Source organism: Cohnella sp. WQ 127256, assembly GCF_024519285.1.
GTDB lineage: Bacteria > Bacillota > Bacilli > Paenibacillales > Paenibacillaceae > Cohnella.
This window is the reverse complement of record NZ_JAMZCY010000006.1, coordinates 139317-161647: the sequence shown is the minus strand read 5'-3', so window position 1 is coordinate 161647 and position 22331 is coordinate 139317. Positions and strand designations below refer to the sequence as shown.

The window sequence follows — 22331 nt, the reverse complement described above, 5'->3', positions numbered from 1 at the left end:
TCACTTTTCCAGAATCGCTTAGCGAGCGATATTAATTTGCAAATGTGTACTCCACTCTTGCTAATTGCGGGTTCCAATAATTTGTGGAATTGTGCTTGTACACAATCTTAAGGTACTTTGTTCCGGCAGGCAATGTATCTCCGCTATACGTTACTTTATTCCAGACTATGCCTGTTCCGTTTACGGCTGTCTTCGACGGAGCTAATTGCGTAAAGATTATGTTATCCGGCGAAGTGTAGAACGCATAATCTGTAATGGCTTCATCGGGCCAAAACCATCCATCCGCCGAGAAGCTTGTCATAGATTGAGCTGTTGCAGGCGTCTTATAGACAACATATTCCTCTGTATTCGAAGTCCTGGCAAGCCTTGATGCGTCTCCATTAAAATTCGCTTGACCGCTTGCGTCGATAAAGAGGCTCGCACTATGACTGAATACTTTCGACCAATCATTCATGTCATCGGTCACTGTCTCGGATATAGGCTCAGTGAGGATTTCAAAGCTGCCCAACTGTGGATTCCAATAATTCGACGAATTATGTTTATACACAATCTTTATAAATTTTGTCCCAGCAGGCAGATTGCTTCCATTATATATTACTTTGTTCCAGACCGATCCCGTTCCGCTTACTGTCGTTGTCGACGAGGTAAATGACGTATAGGTTATGTTATCCGGCGAAGTGTAGAACGCATAATCTGTAATGGCTTCATCGGGCCAGAACCATCCTTCTGCTGAAAAACCAGTTAAATCCCTTGTCATCGAAGGAGTCTTATAGACCGCGTATTCCTCTGTATTCGAATTCCTAGTCAGCCTTGAAGCATCTCCATTAAAATTCGTTGGACCGCTTGTGTCGAAATACAAATTCGGGCTATGACTATGCATCTTCGAGAAATCATTCAAGTCATCGTGCATACTCGTTATTAATCGATCAGCATACAACCTTTGTGCAGACACCATTTCATCTAATCTGGCAAATTTATATTGACCAGGAAATAAAGCATTTAGCGTATCTTGGACTTCCTTTAGAATTGTCGGATTTACAGCCATCACCTGCCCTGCTCCGGGCTCATGACCATACTGGTTTTTTTCAGCCTCTCCTGTAAACATATAGCCATAGTAACCTGAGAGAAAAGAGGGTTTTGCTTTTGCGATATCGACGGTTTGACTCTTAATATAATTGATAATCTGTTGTGCTTGTGTAGTAGATACAGCCTTTATCTCATCAAAGTGAGTATGGGATGATCCGGTTGCCAATCCTAGTGATCCAGATGTGAAAGTTGCATCTGTTATATCAATTACGAGCTTATTGTTAACGTAACCTTTGAGAGATGTACCTGATGCAACAATTCTAAGATCATAGAACGTATCCGCTTGATGTGTGAAGTCCACTTCTGTCCCGAGAATCGTCTGGGTTCCATTAACCACCTTCATAAGGCCTGCCTTGTTGCCATCCTTCAAATAGAACCAGTAATAATTGTCACCCGTTCCCTTCCTGAAGACAATTCCGGCCGAGCCTGATACGGAGGCTTGCTTGCTAAGCCTGACATCCGCATTCACATAAGTGTGCACGCCGCTAGTCGCATAAGCCAGGCGTTGGGTAAGGGCGGTGCTGCTCTGACTGAATTCCCCTCCTTCAATTGCCCAAGTCCCACTTGCTGATGTCCATTTGCCGGTACCACTTGAGAAGTCATCACTGAAGTCAGTTTGTCTTAGCGGATACATGTTTGATCTGCCCGACACGAAAGTATTACCCCATACTTGATAATCGCCCGACGGAATTTCCGACACGAAGGCGTCTAGCCCTAACGCTCCGCCCAAATCTTCATAGATGGCAGGATCGAATGGACCGATCGCCCCATAACCGCTGTATAAATCAAGAAATCTTTGATCTACCTTATTCATTAGAATCGCACCACGATTTTTAATGTCATTTCTTGCATCCACGGGCATTTCATCATAATCGGCAAATCCTAGCGGTGTAGCCCCACCGCTAAAGAAATAGTCATTATCTGTCGCAGCTGCGTAATAATATTCTGCTAGTGCAGGTGTTTCTTCCGCCATACTTGCCTCGAATCCCCAGTTGATCGGAACTTCTCCTCTATTGTCGTCAAGCCACGATCCGAACTGGAATGTCGTGACAGCTTTAGGCGTATCATTCTCGGAGGCAGTAAATGTGATGTAATACTTATCTTCATCTAACGTTGTATTATCCATAGTGTAGTTCACATTATGTTTGAAAGAATTTTCTGCAGTCGGTATTTTATTATGAAATGATAAGTTGGTACTGCCCGCCATCTTGATATACCCACCATAGGGTGCCATGGCATCGAGATCTATATCTTCCTGTTGAACCCAACCCCATACAGGGAATGAAGCATTCCTAGCATCATAATAGCCGTAAATACTTTTTAAGAGGTTAAATTGATTCGAATCCCCTGATAGAAGGTATGCATAGAACATTTTTCTTTCTGCCGCCAGGTCAAAGGATTCTTCAGCCATATGATGAAACTCATGAGGGTTACAATATTTCAGCAAATGATTATAACCCCATTCATAAGCTTGCAACGGCGTAGTCCATCCATAGGTTTCGAGCCTCCCGCTTATTATACTGGGGGCATCTGGATAATCCATAAAGCTATCCGTAAGAGTCAAAGTTGTAGCAGGGTATAGACCATATTCGGTTTGAAAATGGCTAACCTGTGAGGATAAGATCGGTATTCTGTCGGTAAGAGATCCCACCACAGCAGCCATATCAAGCTCCGGCCAATGGTACAGGTCCGTGGTAAGCGTGTGATTGAAGGTGACTACACCATTGAAATAGCTTTTGAAGGTGTCATACACCTCACCGATTGAATTTAACGTGACGAAGGTGTATCCTTTGTTCTCATAATAGGCTTTCCAGTGTATATCGCTGTCAGTGTAATAATTTAGGCTTTGATCTACAAAGAGATTAGGTTCCGTCCTGTTTACAACCCCTTGCACGATTTTTAATGCGACATAGTCTGACATCCCAAGCAGAGTACTAGGTAATCCAGTTTCTGGGTCATTGTAACCGGCCAGATCATACGCTTTGAAATAATAGACGGTTTTTCCTGTTGCAGTGGAAACTTGGTAACCACTAAAGGTTGAAGCAATACAAATTAAAATGGTGATCATTATCTTCGTAGCTTTTCCCATCAATACCACCCCATTTGTTTGAATTGACTTTGCATTAAAACTACCACATCCTTCTCTCTAACAAGCATTCGAATATTCATTCATTGCATGATTTATCATGAATTCTGTCTTTTCATCTGATGTTTAGCCCCTCCATATATAAATCCTGCTGTTCCAGCGATCCTTGAGCACATCGAACAGCTTGCTGCTCTCCAGGCATTAAGATCAAATCATTGCGATCCAATTGCAGCATGCGACCGGCATCCCGTTCAATCAACATCAAACCGACGGCACAGATATGCGAATCGTTAACTAGCACGATTCCTTCGTCCTTTTTCAGCAACCTGATTTTGGCCTGTGGAAGTGACCGCAATGGCGCCAACGGCGCGATTGCGTCTATGGTGAACAAATAGCGATTGTCGGCCACTACTCCACCGCGGCTTGTTGTTGTCAATGATACGATAAATAAGGAATGCTCCAATGGCTTAACATCCCATTCGATCGAGCCGATCTTGTTCACGACTGTAAGCAAATCGGACTCAAATACTCTCTCCAGCAGCAACATGCCGTCAGCGGAATAGATCCTGCATGTAACCGTACACTCCTGGAGACCTTCTTCATCATGTACATAAACCGATGCCGAGAATCGCTCACCAGTCTTATAAGTCAACCGCTCGTATGATGCTGAAACATGAAACTTGGCGAAAGCCTTTTTAAGAGCATAGTAAGCAGGCTTCGGCACCCCATCGAATTCAATGAGCGAAGTGTTGGCATTGTTGGCAAACGGCTCGTTACCCATCCATACGATGAAACCGGAGGATTGCGGTTCTCGACGACGCACAGACTCCGCCATATATCGCAGCGATTCCATTTGCAAATATCTGCTTGCTTGGCAGTAGGCGTCTAACTCTTCATTTTCCTTGTCCCAACTGCCAAACAATTCGGTCAATTGATCCCACTGGAGCCACCATGAGCCGCGATGATTCCAATAGGGATTGTCCTTGGTTGGCGGCCAACAGGATTGCTTGCCTGCCCATTTTCTGATCATTTCCACCCTCGAAGTACCTGGCGTTCCGCTCTCCGAGCGAAATAAAGCATCGTCTCCATTGAAGTAACGATAGTGTGACTCCTCCCCCGAATAAACCCAAGGGCCATGCACGTCATGATGCACACCTAGACCAAATTCATCTTCAGAAGCGGTGAAGCGTGGACCGGATGCACTTGCCGGCAAAAAATACTTGTGGGGATCCAGCTCGTCAACAATACGTTTAAGCAGCGCAATATTGGAGTGGTTTTCATTTACTGGTCGAAAATTATCCCACATGAGTTCATTGCCGCCGCACCAAATGATCAAGCTTGGATGTGCTCGTTTCTCGATGATAGCGATTCGGGACACTTCCTCCAATTGCTTCAAAAATACGGCACTGTCCGGAGGACAATTATTAATGCCGCTGGAGGATTGCAGAAATTCCTGCCATACCATCAGTCCATTCTGGTTGCAATAGTCATAGAACGGCTCTTTCTCTGTTATGCCGCCACCCCAAACCCGCAATACATTCACATTCATCGCTTTGAACCGGCTTAAGTAACGCTCATAGTCCGATTGGGATACGCCTCCATAATAAGGATTAATCGGCACCCAATTGACACCCTTCATAAAGATGCGCTTTCCATTAAGAAGCAGCGTATAGGGAAGAGATCCTGCCGGCGCTTGCTCATTCTGGATAAACTTGATGTTCCGGAATCCGATGCTTCTGGTCCGAACATCGCATGTTCGTCCCTCCGCATCCCAAACTGTCAGAATAGTGGAATAGACCGGATGCTCTCCATAACCATTAGGCCACCAGGGCTTCACATCGGCGAGGGATATATGCTGCTCCAACATTGTTCTGCCCGCTCGAAGCGCCGCTGATGATTGGTTGATATAGATTGTCTGCCCATCGCTATTCATTACCTTATATTCAAAGGTAAAGCACCCTGGCGACAATACCTCTATCTCCGTTTTAAAGTGTACATGCCCTATTGTCAGATCATTCTCTAAGGAAGCATCGGGGTAGAAATCCGTAATTTTAAGCCCGCGGTATGTTAACAATCGCACACTTTGCCATATTCCAACCGGAACGATTCGCGGACACCAGTCCCAGCCATAGTTAAATCGCGACTTCAATACCTCTATCCTGTTGGAATATCCATATTGCCCGTAGACCTCCCGACTTGGAAAAAAAGCGACCAGCAGCCGGTTTACACCCTCATCGCGATTACGAATAAGTCCGGTAACATCAAGCCGGATTGGCTTAAACATCCCTTCGAAATCAGCCAGCTTAACTCCATTGAGATAGATTTCTCCTACATCGTCTAGTCCATCGAATATCAATTCGCACCGATCCTGAAGCCATTCCTCTGATACTTCGAAGGACTTCTCGAATACCCAATCCCGATGATTGACCCATTCGTGATTCAAGCTGTTTAAACCTTCATTAGGATTGGATAGCCATCCTGCTGCCATTAAATCTTGCTGTACCGCACCGGGTACCACCGCTTTAATACAGGGAACTGGTGCGTGGAATGAACTGCCCAGCTCCATAGATGAATGCACGTGCCACTGAAGATGATGCCAGCCTGTTAGCGTCCAGTCATCACCGCTTAAGCTTATTTCCACTTCACCGTCATCTCCTATCAACGTTAAATATGTTCTAGCTCGCGGAACCCTTCAATTTCATTTCTCTCTAGCTAACCTCCCGCTCATCATCTCTGCCGGATGTCTCTTAATGTACATCGCAGGATTATGAATATGTAGCTTGTTTTTTAATGATTAGCTTGATCGTTCATGATCTTTTAACATATATTGAAATGCAAACAAGTACCCATCGATTGGATGGGTACTTGTTTGCATTTCTAATGATAAGGATTTTCCTATACGTGAGATAAGTTGCGCGAGATAAGTTCAATTAATCAATTTGGAATTTTGTGGCAGTCGCTTGATAATGACAGTTACTTCGGCTTTCGTTATAGACGCTTGAGGTGCAAGCATTGTACTCGTTTTATCAGAAAAGATATCCGCTAGCAAGCTATCGGTTACGCCACTCTTTGCCCACTTGGAAACTTTTCCTGCATCTACAAATGATCCAAGCAATTCGTTTGGCGTTTTCGCAGGAAGTGTTTTTTTCAACTCCGTCATTTTCATAGCCACAGACATAATGGTCATTGCTTGCTCTCTCGTAATCTTATCATTTGGACGGAATGTTCCGTCAGCAAAGCCGTTGGTAATTATTTGATTGAGAAAGTGGTCACTGAAATCGCTGAATGAGCTGCTGAATTTTCGTCGAAGGCTGCATGCCAAGCTCTAGTAGTAGCAATTGTGTATAGCGTTCATAATAGTTATGGAGCGACTGCCGATCTCCCATCGTAGCGAATATATTCAACATCAGTAGGCTTGATTCTTCATCAAACTCATTACGGGATAAGATTTTCTTAGCCATTTGTGCTGCTTCACTGAACCGTTTACGTGCCAGCAACCAGCTTGCAAGACGCTTCAAGAATGAAACAAACAACATCGTTAGTCGTTCTTTTTCCGCATTTGCCCAATCATAGCACTTGCCCTCGAACAGCTCGCCTATGTATTCTTTCTCTACCTCTATAGCCGCAGCTTCATTATCTTCGTTGATCTCTATCATTTCCTCCATAACCAGTTCAAATCGAATAAAATCAACGACGATCTGATCCATATCCACACGATACTGTTCTTGTGCTGAAATAACGACATCCTTGAACCCTTGTAGCGATAAAACCTTCCTAAGCTGGTAGACCGCTGTATTGAGGTAAGTTTCCGCATTCTTAACAGGCATCTCTGGGAAAATATCCTCCAAAATCCGGATTTTCGCTACACTCCGACCTCTACTAGTGAGCAAATAGGCGAACAATTCCATACTTTTTTTGGAAATCCATTTCACTGAACCTTCTTGCTTGCTGCTGACCTCGAAGCACCCCATTCCCCGAACCATCAGCTGGTTAGGTACGAGATCACCAGTATCATAGGTTGCAGCGCTATACATGTTAGCCGCTCTTGCGATCGTCTGGGTCAGGCGTATTCTGGAAATCGGCTTAACTATATAGTCCAATGGATAAACATCGTAAGCGTCCATCGCAAATTCTGCATGCGAGGTTGTAAACACAATGGCAAGCTCAGCACGAATCGAACGCAAGCGACGGGCCAGCTCTAAACCGTCATCCTCAGCAATCATGATGTCCAGGATTGCAAGATCCACGTCACAGTCCCGAACGAAGTTGAGCGCCTCTGCCGCACTGCAGAAGCTTCCAACAAGCTCCACGTCTTCCATCGTCGATAACATTCGCTTCATCACCAGGAGCATCGCAGGCTCATCATCAACAATGAGAACTTTCATCAGGGTGTACCTCCTCTCACGGTGAAATGAAATACGCTCCCTTGCCCCGCTTTGCTTTCCACCCACAAACGCCCACCGCTTCGTTGTACGAACTGCCGACTTACGAGCAGTCCAAGTCCCGTTCCCCTCTCTCCCAGCGTGCCGTTCAATGAGTTGAGCTGCTTCTCACCAAATAGCTGACGAACCTGCTCTTCTTCCATACCAACCCCATTATCGCGGACGGAAATAATCACCATGCCCTCCGATAACTGTGCATTCACATCGACTGAACCACCTGTTCCAGTAAATTTGATGGCGTTGGATAACAAATTGCGGATAATTAGCCCGACAGCTTCCCGATCAGCATACACTTGAGTACCTGAAGCAATGTTGTTATTCACTGTAATTTGTTTGGACTCGCTTGTAATATGCAGTATATGACAGCAATCCTCCACAACCTCAGACAGCTCCAGTAACTGTGGATGAAGAACCATGTCTTCTCTCTGGCTGCGGAACCACTCTAACAAATTATTAGCCATTCCGAGTGTGGTGCGAGTCTGATTAGCCAGCCTCTCGATGATTTCCCGATGATCCGTTTCGAAGCTGTCACTATCTTCCTCTAACAATTCAACAAGTTGAAACTGCAGCGCCAACGGACTTCGAATATCGTGTGACACAATTGTAAACAGTTGGTCCTTCAACTGGTTAAGCTGTGCAATCTGCTCCAGATGCCGTTGCTTCTCCGTAATATCAAAGATAAGAGAAATACTGCCCTGCCTCCGTCGACGCTGTGTACGCAATTGATATACATTCACACTGTAAATTTTTCTTTCTCCATCTAGCCAAATGTCAATTTCCACATTACCCTGCTGCATAGACTCACAAAGCATATGCCAATTGGGCCACTGCTCTAGCAGCTCTGCGATATTTCGGCCGGATATAGCTGAATAACCCATCTTCTCAAACCACTGAGAGGCTTGCTTATTGCTGTCAATGATCTGCCCTGAAGCATTCGCGATCAGAATACTTTCCTGAAGGGTATCAAGCACCATGTTCCTAGCAAAAGGAACGATAGAGAAAAATTTATAACGCAGTATAATAACGAGCATTAACATACCTATAAATCCACAATAAACCGTCAACGGAAGTAGCCATGGCGACCATTCGGGATTCAAGTATTTTACAATCTCAAGTATAAAAGAAAATGAAGCAAGAAACAGAACCCACATCACCGGCTTACGCAAATCATGACGAATATTCCTTATATACTGAAATAGAAAGTACATACATACAACCACAATACTGTAGCACATCATAGCAAACGTAATGGAATATACAGTTTTCATAGTGACTAAATGGCCGTCATAGAGCTCAATCGAGCGATAGATCATATGAAGATCTGAATCGAACCACATCAGAAGCGACCATAGCGCGAACACCACGAAAAGCATAACCTTCCATCGCGTCCTTAATAACCTGTCGCGAGCGATTAATTCAAGTGTAAACAATAAAAAGAACGGCACCATTAAATTGAGCGCCGTTTGATGGATATTGCGAAAAAACAGCTTATCCAATAATAAATCGCTGCTTTTCTCTAGGATGACACCGCTCGCGTAAATAATCCGACACACGATTACACCGACAAGATAACTTACACCACGAACTTTTCTGAACCTATAAATAGAAAGCAAAATGAAACCCATCATCATCATTGACGCAATCATAAAGACAAGCTCTAACGTGGCATTCATGAGGTAGGCTTCCTTCATTCTGACATGTAAAGGGTATTAATTTCTTTGAATTAAAATAAACCTATATAATAGGAATATCTTACCATTATATAGGTCGCTCTATTGCAAGGCAAGGAGAAGCTTCACAGAGAAGATCCTCTTCATTTAAATAACATTGCCAGTGCGATTATACTTGTTACCATTATTCTTAACTGAAACTTATTTCCCTACCTTAAAGCTTTCTTCCGCAAATTCAAATTGCCATGGTCCCCTCATGATAACTCCCGGTCTAATTAACTTTAAGTTAACTTGCTTACTACCTGGTTCAACTTCAAATTCGATGTAATCAATTGCACCGGTACGCTCATTTAGTTTGGCGACGTTGCTAAATCCCTCTATGTCGAGGTTATATAGAGATGCAGGCGCTTCCTCGTTATAATGAAAATCCATATACACCCTAAGCCCGTTTTCTTTTAGCTTTTCGATCCGTGTGATCGTTACCGGAAATCCGGCGATTTCGAAGGTTTGATTCCATAGCTGTTTCGCTTCTGTCGATACCTTAATCGAGACCTCATCCTTATAAGTCACACTAATTTCGGGTAGAGATAACGTATAGTGCCCTCCTGCTTTTCCCGACAATCCGAAGTAAAACTCGCTTGCAGGACTACTAACGCCTCGAATATGCTCGATTTCTACCTTTTTGCCGGTGTCATTTAATACATATAACTTTTGACTCTCATCATGCATATGCACGCCATATATCCCGTAATCGCTAATGTCAAAGTCCTCGGAATGACGAGCAACGAATGAGATCCTCGCCTGCTCTCCTACCCGGTCGGCAATTGCGGTAATGGATACGCCGTTTGCAGTAGCTGTTTCTCCCATATCCTGATAACTGGAAACCGTTTCGGCTTTCGCGAGAGTAATAGGCACTTCGATTGTAGGTTCCAAAGGGAAGATCAGCTTGATGTTTTCCCCACCAATATTTAGCTTACCTTTATGCCAGAATCCAGACGTCCACTCCGTCGAACTCCAAGAGGCCGTGGAGCTTCTTAAGTTATACTCGGCTCCTTGTTCACTTACTAAAGTAATACTTTCGAACCTTTGCGTATTCTTTCCCACCATCGTGATATAAGTCATATCTTCATCTGACAGAATACCGGTAATCATAATGGACCCTTCCCCAACATTCAAAGAAATCGGTTGCTTCAGAACGTACCGTTCCGATGATGAATCTTCCTCTTTGACAATGCCAATGCCAGGCACGAACTGAAGCGCCTTTTGTATTGAGGCCCAGACATAATTATGATTCATGAGATCTGTTGACAGAAATATTAGGGCAAGAGCTGCGACAATTGCACCCACTCTCCGCCTGACCCTCTTGTTCTTTCGACGGCTGTCTTCTTGTTGCTCCAACATGGCTTGTTCAATGCCCAGCTGACTCTTTTGACGAATCCCGGAAGGAATGGGGATAGCGCTGAGCTGCTGTTTAAGTTTATTTGGACTCATAAATGTTATCCCCCTCTACCCGCTTCCGCAATTTTCTCAATGCTCGATACAACAATGTCTTTCCTGTTCCAAGTGGAATGTCCATGATCTTTGTTACTTTACGGATTGTAAAATCATAATAAAACCTCAAAATAATCACATGCTTTTCCTCAATATCAAGCGTCCCGATTAACTCTTGTAACGATAAGGAGAGCGGAGTATCGCCATCATTGCTCGCTATTATCGAATCGTAGTATTCAGGTTTTCAATGAACCTCTTTTTTACGTTTACGGAGCAGGTCAATGGCACAGCTAATGGTTATTTTGATAAGCCAGGTTTTAAAGTGCTGTGGCTCCTTCAGCTTGCCAATGAATTTATACGATCGATATGCAGTTTCTTGAACAACGTCGAGCGCATCCTCCTGATTGCCTAAATAAACGTAAGCCGTACGGTATATATCATCCTCATACTGCTGATACAGTTCTAAATACGCGATTCCATCGCCTCGCTGTGCTCTTTTAACCAGATCTATAATCTCCATCACCCACTCCACTTTTAAGCTTCTATAGATTAGACGCAGTTAATTGGACATTTAGCTTTAATACGGCGAATTTCTTTTGACGAAATAACGATCGAATTGGACTAATCCATGAAGGTAATGGTTTAATAGTAAGCGAGTAAGGACAAAACAAGGAGGAATGGTCGATGCCGACGGTTCAAATAGAAGGAAGAGACGCCATTCAGGCTGTCGAAGGTACGAAGCTAGTACTAGCGTTAGAGGATAGCGGGGTCGACATTCTGCACCGATGTGGTGGCAACGCCAAGTGCACGACATGTGCCGTAGAGGTTCTTTCTGGGAATGTGAGCGAGAAGGAAGAAGCAGAAGCGACAGTGCTCCGCAACAAAGGAATCGAGGACGACACCGTCCGACTATCCTGCCAAATTCGGCTACATAGTGACATAACGGTCCGTCTTATTAAGACAGCCACATCTACAGGCCTGGAACCAGGAACACGTCCCCAGGATTGATTGAACTTTCTTTGAGAACAAGACTTCCATATCCATATCAGATGAAGCCACTTCTAACGGGAGTGGTTTCATTATTATTTTCAAAAACTTGAAGTGAAATATCCTCAGTAAAATCAGGTGCCAGTTGTCATGTACTAATTACTTATTCATATAAATAGGAAGATGACGCTCGTACGAATGACAGTCTGCCTTGGGGGATGAGCATGAAAATAACGTCCGGAGGATTCGAAGTTGTTTATCACGGAAGAGTATTCGCTTACGGAATGAGCCCGATTGAAATCATGTTGTCCGAAGAGAATGATCCTTTAACGTTTGTTTTTTGCATTGAACATGAAGCGGAACGGGATGACTTCATGACCGACATACGGCTTACCCATTACAACGAGGTGCGCATCGCATGCGTCAACTTCCCTAGAGGCAAGCCGATCGGTAACCAGGATATGATCCATCTCGGCGTTCTAAACAATCGTAAGTTGTCTCTTCGTTACGAGGTAACCATAAACTTCGACATGACGGCTTGGCTGCTGACATTTACTTTTTACGCGGGGGAAGGGGTCTTGGATTCATGAATAAAATTGAAATCCAAGATCCTAAAGTCACCAGCAAGATCATTGCAGCGAATGCAGAGAACGAGAAACGTAAAGCAGAGCTGGGGTTCCTCGGAAGGTTCTTCGGCTCGGGGGACAACGTCCGTTTGTACATCGTTGGTACAATCGCACTCGGAATACTCCTCATCGCGCTTGTCTATACTTTGACACCTGAGAAGTATCGTTCAACCGATTTCGGATTAAAAGAAATGTGGTCGCTGGTACTCCCCGTCGAAACAACAATTATCGGATATTTAATCGGATCACAATCTAAGAACACCTGAGGTTAATAGCTTATTTGTAACCTTCCAGCTTGTCATATGTTTCATCATAAACCCATGTCAGGCCACCATCTTTGCTGATAAGATTAATGGTTCCAATGTCATTGAGCTCCTGATCTCTTACTGCAATCGGAAACAGGCCTTCTTTCCCGTTAAATATAGGCGAGAGAGGATTCATCCTGTATTCGTCAAACTTATCCGGCAGCGTGACGGTGAGTCTTTCCCATGACTTTCCTTGATCTTTGGTCCAATAAATGACTGGCCCGTAGTCCATATAATATCGGAAGCCTAAAAAGCCAATATCTTGGTTATAAAAACCCGCAGCCGTCAGATGTTCCGAATAAACCTCATTTGCGTTCCCAATTTCTACCCATGTCTTTCCACCGTCCGAGGTTTGGTATACGTAATTCAATGCACTTCCGAGCCCGTTGGAAGCGCCGCTAACAATCCAACCTTCCTTATCCGTTGCGAACCCGATAAATTTTGTCTCAAATCCTTTTGCACCTTTGATTTCATAGTCGTTCCATGTGTCACCTTTGTCATCCGTGATTAATACATGGAGTGGCTCTGATGCTCCGTTCGCGAAACCGTACACGATAGCCGTTTTGTCCTCCGATATATAAAGTCCTGTTTCTTCCTTACCCATCCCCATAACTTTCCCGGTCACATCTAACTGCACAGGAGCTTTCGCAGTAACGGCTCCGTTCTTGTAAGAAATCGATATATTGCCTTCTTGGTCAATCGAATACGAATTACCGGCATCATAGGAAATGAATTGATTGCCGTTGAAGCCGACGGAATATACGGTGCCCGGTTTAAACGCCGAGCTCTGTCCATTCACGCTCGTACAAGCGGAGAGCAGGACGACCGCCCCAATCCACAGCAAGACGGAAGGGACAACCCCATTTCGTTGTTTCTTCCTATTTAAGATATCCACAAATCGCTGCCTCATAGTATGTTTCCCTCCTGAACTCATCGATAATGCCTTTTTATCAGTACGGAATTACATAATAGACGATTTTAAGGAAGAAAAAGTTAATTGCAAACGCAGAAAAAAAGAGAATCAGATTCGTCTGATTCCCTTCCCCCTACTCTGCTCAAGCTACTGGAATATAGATATCCATTTCCGAGCGCTCGTCCTCCGGCCCGATAAACCGTTCGTCGTATCGCTCAAAGTCGATGCCTTTGATTGGCTCGAGGCCATGGAACGGTAACCACTTGCTGTAGATCAGCTCGTAAGTTACGCCTAATTGCTCGATATTCCCTTTGTGAGTGAAGACGGCATAGCGCTGCGCCGGAGCGGTTACTTTCGTCATCCCTTCAGGAATACTCTCACCATTCGTCTCAAAACCCGCTACATAAGTAAAGCCATCGTTGTCCCCTGACTGGCAAATCCCATAGGTGACAGTGGGATTTAGCTTACCTGTAATTTCATGCTCTCGCGGCATGAACCTCTGCCACATACCAGGAATATCCCCTTCGCTAGTTTTGCTGTTCCACTCCATGCCGACAACTGTGAACGAGTCGTTTTCCACCATTCTTGGTTCCATCGGTATGCCTCCATTAAACGTCATATACTCGACCATGCGATGGATGGCAGCAAGCTGCTTTTGCTGAGCTGCAATTTCGCTTTGAATACCGTCTGCTCTCTGCTGGAGAAGCAGTCTGATCTTATCAGCGTCACCCAAGGTACCGTTGCGCTTAAGTACCTGGATCGCTTCAATTCCGAGACCCATGGAACGAAGGAATACAATTCTTCGCAGCTCGGGTAATTGATCGGGAGAATATAAGCGGTACAGATTATCTTCTCCGATTCGGACTGGCTTGAACAATCCGATGGCATCATAATGCCTGAGCGTCTTGGGTGTTATATCGAATAAGCGCGCGATAAGTCCAACGGTAAGCAAATCGAGTCCTCCTTTCGCAGTGGTCTGTATTTCCATCCTACAACGTTTACCTTGGGGCAAGGTCAATCCTTATTTTTATTCGAGCCAAGATCCTAATTGAGGGATATTGGGGTTAGTTGATCTTCAGGGGCTGATGCAGGAAATTATGTTGCACCAGCAAACGACACAGTAAGTACGGGAGTCATAACTGTTGCACCCTAATAATCATTTACAAAGATCATTTCCTCAATAAAAGACCTTTCTAGCGGAAGTGCAGAAGCAACCCAAGCCGCCACAGTCGAATAAGACTGTGGCGGCTTTTTTACCTTATACCAGAACTCCGTGTAGCCGATTTAATAGGAGTAGCTTTGCTTTCAGCACCCTTATTATTCACTGCTGTGATCTTATAGTAGTTTGTTGTACCAATTGCGGCCGTTGAATCCGTGAAAGTCGTACCGCTAACCTTGGAACCTATTGCTTCATAGGTACCGTTCGCAGCGCCTGAGCGCATCACGTTATAGCCTGTTGCACCTTCAACCGCGTTCCAACTGAGGATAACTTTCCCGCTGTTTATGTCTGTACTTGCATTGAAATTCCCGGGAGTAGGCACAAACAATGGGTTTACGGTTATTACTGGATCTATTGGTATTACAATAATGTCTTTAAGATCAATAGGCGACACCGGCTTAGCCTCTTTAATAAGGGAGTCCTTGCTTTCATTGCCGATATTATTCAACGCTGTGACCTTGTAGTAGTACGTTTTGCCGTTTTCAACTGTCGTATCCGTGAAGGTCGTATCGCTAACCTTGGAACCAATTGTTACATAGGTACCGTCGGTAGCATTCGAGCGCTTCACGTTGTAGCCTGATGCTGTGTTTACTGCATTCCAACTGAGGACAACCTTCCCACTGTGTGGCTCTGCGATAAAATTGTCGGGAGCAGGCATTAACAATACTTCTATAGGAACTTGTGGTGTGACGGGTGTTATATCTATTACAACACCCTTAGTAACATATGCCTTATTGCTAATTTCACTTTCTCCACCACGATCTAATGCTGTGACGATGTAGCTGTATCCTTTAAGAATAGAAGCCGCTGTATCCGTAAACGTAGACTCGTTAATGTTAGAAGCTATCGTCTCATAGGTATTGCTGGAGCCTTCAGCTCGCTTCACATTATACGTTATGAAGCCACCAATTTTATCCCAGTTGAGAATGGCTGTTCCGCCACTCCTTACCGCGGTTAAATTCACAGGTGGTTGAGGTGGCATATCCACTACGGTGACAGGTAGAATTCGAGAGGGCGCGCCTTCACCATTTTCATTCCCTGCTGTGACTTGATAATAGTACGTATTCCCTTTGGAAGCTGTCGTATCCGTATACGTAGTCCCTTTAAGGTTGGAGCGTTTGGCCTTAAACGGACCACCAGGAGCATCCGAGCGCTTTACGTTATAGCTCGTTGCACCGCTCACTGTGTCCCATCTCAGTTCAACATCAGTTCGGTCCAATATGCCCTCACCAAACTTACCGAATTGAACATTTACACCAATTAATTTGGCATTCAAGTTATTAGGTGGCTGTGGTGGTGCACAATTGATTTCATCCTTAAATAACAGATAATCCAAGTTCACCAAAGTTTTTGATATTTTACCATCCGCTACCCACACGTCATAGCCTGCAATCACATCTAATTTGAGAAAAGCGCTAACACTGATCGCATCACATGGCTCTTGTTCTATAAAGTCCGCTCGAATACCAGGATAAAGTTCAATTCCAGCATAGGCAATATCTAATAAAGTCAGCGTTAATTGGAAATCCGGACCGGCAGCGAGACTGGCGTTAACCTTCGAGTTCACATCTAACGTTGCTGTGTTCGTTGTTTTATTAATAGCTTGGAAGCCTTTATTGGACGAATAGGTGAAGCCTTGTTCCAGATGAAATTTATCCTCAAACTTGATTTCTAATGAAGCTCCAAATTTAGGGTCGATTCTCAAATATAGCTGTCCTTTTACGAATACACCAGTAAAAACAGGCACATAAAATGGAGCTGTCAACGGAATAAATTTGGGCTTGTTTATGTCACCTTTTCCTGTATCGGCTTTCAATGTCACATTAGTCGTTATATCTCCGGTTAGCACCAGTTTTGAATAAAAATCCAAATCCACATCAAACCAATCCACATCAATATCAAGACCAATATCCGCAATTACCCCTAAGTTACAGAAATTCATGCGAGCATTGAGAACAAGACCTTCGTAATTTGCATTATTCATGGCAATATTGAAGCAGGGCAGGGTCAAGGACGTATCCAATTTGGATACTTCGTTCATCTTAATCTGGATCGAAGGATCTGCTGGGACGAGCATCTTTGGATTAATGGCCTCTATCGCATGCACGTCGAGCTTGGAGAAAACCTCCCTAAGCCTGGGAACTGATGTTTTAACGACAAGAGCACCCTTCTCCCGACTAATGGATACCACTTTTTTCGCAATACCGCCAAAATATTTGTCATTCGGAGGCATGACAAACACATCGCCAACCTCTAACTTCAAATTTGGATCGTTAATGACCCATGTAACTTCATCTCGTTTCGAATAATTCGTACTATTGCTTTGCTTCACTTCAGGCTTGTATTCTACAATTTTGCGAGGAGCATCTGATGACGAAGTCGGTGTTGTCGGCGTTTGACCCGGTGAATAATGAAGAGCGCGCACCAACATAACCGCTGCTTCCGCTCGAGTAGAATTATTCCCACCTTTGAACGTACCATCTGGATTCCCTCGAATAATTCCCGTTCCTAACGCTGCTTCGATCAAGTCACGATTCCACTTAATATCCGCTTGATCCTTCACATTTCCAAGTAATTTCTCTTCCTTTTGCGGCGGAAGCTGCAACGCTCTTACAATCCAAACCGCCATTTCATTCCGCGTAATGGGCTGGCTCGGTTTAAAACCGTCTGGAAAATCAGCGAGAAGCAAAATGCCGTTCGTTAATCCTGCAGCGATATAAGGTACAGACCAGCGCTCCGGCTTAACGTCATTGAACAGAACAGCGCTGGATTCCTTCGGAAGCTTCCTTAGCTCTACGAGCATCTTCAGAAACTCTTCCCGAGTGACATTGCCAGTAGGCTTAAATGTTCCGTCTTTGAAACCATTCACAATGTTCGCAGCGGAAAGCTCCATAATTTCTTTGTACGCCCAATGAGACTGGATATCGCTGAATGTAGCCGGTTGCTCCCCACCCTTGGCACCGCTTTCAGCAGCAGAAGCAAGATACGGAGCGATTACGCTAAACAGCATCAGAAAAATGGATGTCCAGATCAGAGATTTAAATCTTCGCCTAAAAATAATAACACCTCCCCATTTCATTTTTACTTAGTTCATGATATCACGCCCTTAAATAGTCCGATATTCTCCTAAAGGTGTAGAAAAGTATGATTTTTACCATAAGCCTGCTCATTCTTCGTGCATGAACAGGCTACTTCACCCGAATTCCCGAACGGTATTCTTATTCAGCCATGCATGCTTAACGGTATTCCCCCTATCCACACCCTACGCAATTCGAGAGCTGGGCTGAGTTGTATGAGGTCCGCCCGAAGACCCTGTTTCAGGCTGCCCGTAACGTCCGCAAGCCCGATCTGCTTGGCTGGATTAACACTCGCCATCTTACTGGCTTCCTCGATGGATAGGCCAGTTTCCCGAATCATGTTGCGGAAAGCGTCGATCATAGTAAGTGTGCTGCCTGCCAAGTTACCTGACGATTTCAATCTTGCGATTCCGCATGACATCACTACGGGCAAGCCTCCAAGCACGTATTCTCCGTCTTCGTGACCTGCCGCCAAAATGGCATCCGTCACGAGTATGATCCTATCCGTGCCTTTCACCTTTTGGAGCAGTCGAAGACCTGCTGGATGGACATGATGGCCATCCGCGATGACCTCTGCCATGATGCGGTCATCCGTCAACACTGCGCCAACCGTTCCCGGCTCTCGGTGATGGAAAGGACGCATTGCGTTAAAAGCATGGACGGCATGCCGCAGCCCTCTATCTGCGGCCTCCTTAATCTGATCAAATGTCGCGTCAGTGTGTCCACAGGAGGGAACGATTCCGTGGGCTACCAGACGATCGATGTAGACTAAAGCTCCATCCAGCTCGGGAGCAAGCGTCTGAATTCTGATGATGCCTGGGAAATCCGAAACCCACTCCTCGAGCCATGCGAGCTGGGGGACGATCGCGTATTGCCCGTTCTGTCCCCCTTTCCATTCTTCATTAATGAATGGACCTTCCAGATGCGCACCCCACACCTGCGCATAGGGCATCGGTTCCGACATGTATTCGCTGACCCCGCGGAGCATACTGCTTATATCCGCTTTAGGCGCAGTAAGCGACGTAGCGAGCAATCCCGTCGTTCCATGCTGTGCATGGAATCGGCTAATCTCTCCTATGCCTTGCGTATCAACATCCATGAAGTCATAGCCAGCTCCGCCATGGACATGAACGTCGATGAATCCAGGGAGTAGCCAACCATTTTCCGCGTCTAACCACTCTAAATCCTTCTGCCTATTCAGATCTAAAGTCGTCTTATCACCAATTTCAGCCACACGACCTTCTTCTACCCGTAGCCAGCCTCCTTCAACTATTCCGTCTGGCATAACGATCTTAGCGTTCATGATGATCCTATCCTGTTTGTTCATGTGATTAACCCCCCTCTTGGTTGCGAGATGTGAAGCCCGTTGCCCGAACTAGGCGAAACAGCTGCATAGTCGTCTCTTCCACCCATTCTGAAGTCCGAGAGAATGCCTCTTGCAAGGAGCAAGGATTCTGCACGACAGAGAATGCCGCTGTAAGACCCAGCTCATCAAGCTCTTTTCCCGTTAATTCCTTGCCTCCGCAAATTCCCAATACAGGTACCCCATGCTTACGAGCGAAACGGCAGACACCGGATATCGTCTTACCCGATAAGGTCTGCTCATCCAGTCTGCCTTCTCCGGTAACCACAAAGTCAGCCCTTTTCAAGGTAGCCTCAAAGCCGGTTGCTTGCAGAACAAGCTCAATTCCTGGTTGGATATCGGAGTGCAGGAATACAGCTAATGAAGCGCCCATCCCACCCGCTGCTCCCCCACCTGCCATCCCCCTTACTTCCAACCCTTTCTGCGCAAGTATACAGTCTGCAAGTTTATTTAAACCTTCGTCTAAGCGGACAACCGCCACTTCATCAGCACCCTTCTGTGGCCCGAAGATCACAGAAGCACCATCGGGACCAACCATCGGATTCGCGACATCTCCCGCCGTACTGAAGGTACATTCCCTAAGACGTGCATCCAGTCCCGACTCATCAAAACGAACCAATTCAAGAAGCGAGCCTCCGCCCTCCGCTAATTCCCTTCCATTCGCCCCATAGAATTCCAACCCGAGTGCGCGCAGAAGTCCCATGCCTCCATCATTTGTGGCACTTCCGCCAAGACAGATAATAAATCTTCGGAATCCCCTGTCTAACGCATCCCGTATCAGTTCACCCGTCCCTCGACTCGATGTGACTAGCGGATTTCGCTCCTCGTCCTTCAGGAGAGGAAGTCCGCTCGCTCTCGCCATCTCGATGACAGCCGTCTTGCCATCTCCGAGCACACCGTAGGCGGCTTGAATCTTCCGCCCTAGCGGATCGGAAACTGTAACTTCCCTCCATGTTCCACGTGTCGATCGAACCAGTAGCTCAGCCGTTCCTTCTCCACCGTCTGCGAGGGGGTGCATGTCGATGATAGCATCGGGGTACACCCGCTTCACTCCCCGTGAGATGCTTGCACATAGCTCATCCGCTGATGCTGAGCCTTTAAAGGAATCAGGTGCTGCAATAACCCGCATAACTGCGCCTCCTTTTATTTACCAATTTCAGCTTACGCAAATCGCCCGCCATCGCCGGGAGAACCGACTATTGCGGGCGATTTCATGTGCATAACTCTTAACTCTTACTCTGACCGCCAGACACTTCACGAACCAGACCGAAGAACTCCGCGTTTAAACCTGCCACAGCCTCGTCTTTCTTCACAGCACTGATGAAGCTCGCGAAATGACTTACATGCAAATCGACAAGCGGTTTTGAGAGTTCAGCCGACGCTTTACGCGCGTCGCCAGCATAATGATCCGGATATTCTGCATACCAATGAATTCCTGTTCCTGCGTTGGGAATATGGCTAAGCCTGCCAAGTGGGAGCGCGGGCTCCTTCGGAACTTTGTCCCATTGGGTAAGATTAGGGCTTATTCCATGAGATAACGTTGTCTCCCATTCGTCCGCATGTCCTTGGTCCATACCGGTTAGAGCTTTGATTTCCTCGCTCAATCGCTCTACATACAAGTACACTTGATAGCTTTTCTCTTCCCATAGGCTGCACTGGTTTAGGAATTGGAGAAAATGCCAGTTTCCACCGTGCGTGTTATAGAGAATAATTTTCTTGAAGCCATTACGACCGATCTCATCAAATACACTCTGAAATAGCTCAAGCAGCAATGTCGGTTTGATCGTGAACGTTCCAGGGAAACAGCGGGCTTCATAAATCTGTCCGAAGTAAAAAGGGGGAAACACGACAGCCGGCTCCTTCTCCGCTGCCAAGACGGATATCCCATGTGCATTCAGAAAATCCGTGCCGAGTGGCAAATGCTCGCTATGCTTCTCAAGAACGCCGAGCGGAAGAATGCATACTCCCGTCTCCTTAACCGCTTCCGCAAACCCTGTGGACGTTAGCTGTTCCCATTGCATAAGCCATCTCTCCTTTAAGTTAACTTACCAGTGATTTCAATTGTCTTCCCAAATCCGCTTTCTCGTCAACCGTCAGTTTTGCCCCGGCCAGTTCGAGTGCCCATAGAATCGCGCCCATAACCGGAGGCTCCTGAAGCAGCATATATCGAACCGTCCGTCCGTCCGCATGTCCATCAACGTAAGTCGTGAACGCATTCAGCATTTCCGAATGCCGACCCTTGATATAGAGGGAGCCCGCTAAGATGATATCGACTGGCTCGTCCACCGGAAACCGCAAATTACGTAGCGCTCCTGCGACAGAACGCGCTGCTGAATTGCCGTTAGCCCTTAGGAGAGAGAGGGCAGTCTCGTCTCCCGCTTCCGCGGCAATGAAAGCAAGACGGGACAAGCTATCCATTCGAATGGGACCTTTGTTCACTTGAGCATACACAGCAGACACAAGCGCTGAGGGCTTATCGATACCCAGCTTTTCAAACAATAAACCGGTAAGTGCCGTTTCATTCCCCATCCGATAGTGCTGCTCGTAAACCGCGCGAATAACGTCAGCCCCCAGCTGGGCGCCGCCTGCTACATCCCCGAACACGCTTCCTACGCCACCAACCTGAAGCTCGTTACCCTCGGGATCCATTGCGGCACAGATTGTGCCCGCGCCGTTAATGCTACAAATCCCGAAGCCGTTGACGCTTCCCGCTTTTATTCCCAAAAATCCATCATTACAAGCCTTGAAGCGCTGAATTCCAATATCAGAAATGATCCTCTCGATGCTCGTCTTCTGCTCCTCAATATCAATACCCGCCATACCGAATATGGCAAAGGCAATGTCGTCGAACGTAAGCCCTGCTTGCGATAACAGGGACTGGATTTGAAGTGTTAATTCTCGACGTGTTCCCTCATACCCATCCGGGAAACACTCGTGACTAGACGTACCGCCTTGGATAAATTGTAACGGACGTCCGTGCAAATCGGATAATACATAGTGGGTTTTGCTGTTTCCACAATCCACTCCGATGACGTAGTTCCCCACTTTCCAACCTTCTCTCAATCA

The 22331-nt window shown here is 45.8% G+C and carries 18 protein-coding genes and 1 pseudogene; 3 read left to right on the top strand and 16 right to left on the bottom strand.

Annotation, left to right across the window (positions count from 1 at the left end; translation table 11 throughout):
* Window positions 1-31: 31 nt before the first annotated feature.
* From M1K58_RS19190 to M1K58_RS29515, 9 genes and pseudogenes are all read right to left on the bottom strand, one after another.
* On the bottom strand, window positions 32-3175 hold the full coding sequence (locus M1K58_RS19190; protein WP_256760489.1) for a GxGYxYP domain-containing protein: 3144 nt from the start codon (window positions 3173-3175) through the stop codon (window positions 32-34).
* A gap of 112 nt (window positions 3176-3287) precedes the next feature.
* The gene (locus tag M1K58_RS19185) at window positions 3288-5813 is read right to left on the bottom strand and encodes a glycoside hydrolase family 2 protein (RefSeq protein WP_256760488.1); all 2526 of its coding nucleotides are present in this window, start codon (window positions 5811-5813) and stop codon (window positions 3288-3290) included.
* 285 nt (window positions 5814-6098) lie between these two features.
* On the bottom strand, window positions 6099-6359 hold the full coding sequence (locus M1K58_RS19180; RefSeq protein WP_256760487.1) for an S-layer homology domain-containing protein: 261 nt from the start codon (window positions 6357-6359) through the stop codon (window positions 6099-6101).
* Between the two features lie 3 nt (window positions 6360-6362).
* Window positions 6363-6494: pseudogene (locus tag M1K58_RS29715) on the bottom strand (S-layer homology domain-containing protein); the annotation flags it as partial.
* On the bottom strand, window positions 6442-7557 hold the full coding sequence (locus M1K58_RS19175) for a response regulator (RefSeq protein ID WP_256760486.1): 1116 nt from the start codon (window positions 7555-7557) through the stop codon (window positions 6442-6444). The pseudogene M1K58_RS29715 and the gene M1K58_RS19175, both read right to left, overlap by 53 nt.
* On the bottom strand, window positions 7557-9287 hold the full coding sequence (locus M1K58_RS19170; protein ID WP_256760485.1) for a sensor histidine kinase: 1731 nt from the start codon (window positions 9285-9287) through the stop codon (window positions 7557-7559). Before M1K58_RS19170 ends, M1K58_RS19175 begins: the two co-directional genes overlap by 1 nt.
* A gap of 198 nt (window positions 9288-9485) precedes the next feature.
* Window positions 9486-10775 (bottom strand): hypothetical protein, encoded by a 1290-nt coding sequence (locus tag M1K58_RS19165; RefSeq protein WP_256760484.1) that lies wholly within the window; start codon window positions 10773-10775, stop codon window positions 9486-9488.
* Entirely contained in the window at window positions 10762-10995 is a 234-nt protein-coding gene (locus M1K58_RS29520; protein WP_372339190.1) for a sigma factor-like helix-turn-helix DNA-binding protein, read from the bottom strand. Before M1K58_RS29520 ends, M1K58_RS19165 begins: the two co-directional genes overlap by 14 nt.
* Before the next feature lie 24 nt (window positions 10996-11019).
* Entirely contained in the window at window positions 11020-11295 is a 276-nt protein-coding gene (locus tag M1K58_RS29515) for a sigma-70 family RNA polymerase sigma factor (protein ID WP_306220574.1), read from the bottom strand.
* A 164-nt stretch (window positions 11296-11459) separates the two neighbouring features.
* On the opposite strand from M1K58_RS29515, the gene M1K58_RS19155 reads away from it, so the two are divergent.
* From M1K58_RS19155 to M1K58_RS19145, 3 genes are all read left to right on the top strand, one after another.
* Window positions 11460-11783: a 2Fe-2S iron-sulfur cluster-binding protein gene (locus tag M1K58_RS19155; RefSeq protein ID WP_256760483.1), complete on the top strand. Its 324-nt coding sequence runs from the start codon at window positions 11460-11462 to the stop codon at window positions 11781-11783.
* Between the two features lie 203 nt (window positions 11784-11986).
* Window positions 11987-12352 (top strand): DUF6864 domain-containing function, encoded by a 366-nt coding sequence (locus tag M1K58_RS19150; protein ID WP_256760482.1) that lies wholly within the window; start codon window positions 11987-11989, stop codon window positions 12350-12352.
* Window positions 12349-12654 (top strand): hypothetical protein, encoded by a 306-nt coding sequence (locus M1K58_RS19145; RefSeq protein WP_256760481.1) that lies wholly within the window; start codon window positions 12349-12351, stop codon window positions 12652-12654. Before M1K58_RS19150 ends, M1K58_RS19145 begins: the two co-directional genes overlap by 4 nt.
* Before the next feature lie 10 nt (window positions 12655-12664).
* On the opposite strand, the gene M1K58_RS19140 is transcribed toward M1K58_RS19145, so the two are convergent.
* The 7 genes from M1K58_RS19140 to M1K58_RS19110 all read right to left on the bottom strand — a co-directional run bounded on the left by M1K58_RS19140 (window position 12665) and on the right by M1K58_RS19110 (window position 22310).
* Window positions 12665-13603 (bottom strand): WD40/YVTN/BNR-like repeat-containing protein, encoded by a 939-nt coding sequence (locus M1K58_RS19140; RefSeq protein ID WP_256760480.1) that lies wholly within the window; start codon window positions 13601-13603, stop codon window positions 12665-12667.
* A 145-nt stretch (window positions 13604-13748) separates the two neighbouring features.
* Window positions 13749-14558 carry a MerR family transcriptional regulator gene (locus M1K58_RS19135; protein ID WP_256760479.1) on the bottom strand — a complete coding sequence of 270 codons (810 nt, stop codon included), beginning with the start codon at window positions 14556-14558 and terminating at the stop codon, window positions 13749-13751.
* A gap of 301 nt (window positions 14559-14859) precedes the next feature.
* Window positions 14860-17904: an S-layer homology domain-containing protein gene (locus M1K58_RS19130; protein WP_256760478.1), complete on the bottom strand. Its 3045-nt coding sequence runs from the start codon at window positions 17902-17904 to the stop codon at window positions 14860-14862.
* Between the two features lie 143 nt (window positions 17905-18047).
* A complete protein-coding gene (gene nagA, locus M1K58_RS19125; RefSeq protein WP_256760477.1) occupies window positions 18048-19229 on the bottom strand; it encodes an N-acetylglucosamine-6-phosphate deacetylase in 1182 nt (393 codons plus the stop codon).
* Between the two features lie 4 nt (window positions 19230-19233).
* Complete coding sequence (locus M1K58_RS19120) at window positions 19234-20394, bottom strand: glycerate kinase family protein (protein WP_256760476.1); 1161 nt, start codon at window positions 20392-20394, stop codon at window positions 19234-19236.
* A gap of 97 nt (window positions 20395-20491) precedes the next feature.
* Window positions 20492-21286 carry a creatininase family protein gene (locus M1K58_RS19115; RefSeq protein ID WP_256760475.1) on the bottom strand — a complete coding sequence of 265 codons (795 nt, stop codon included), beginning with the start codon at window positions 21284-21286 and terminating at the stop codon, window positions 20492-20494.
* A gap of 19 nt (window positions 21287-21305) precedes the next feature.
* On the bottom strand, window positions 21306-22310 hold the full coding sequence (locus M1K58_RS19110; RefSeq protein ID WP_256760474.1) for an N-acetylglucosamine kinase: 1005 nt from the start codon (window positions 22308-22310) through the stop codon (window positions 21306-21308).
* Window positions 22311-22331 lie beyond the last annotated feature (21 nt).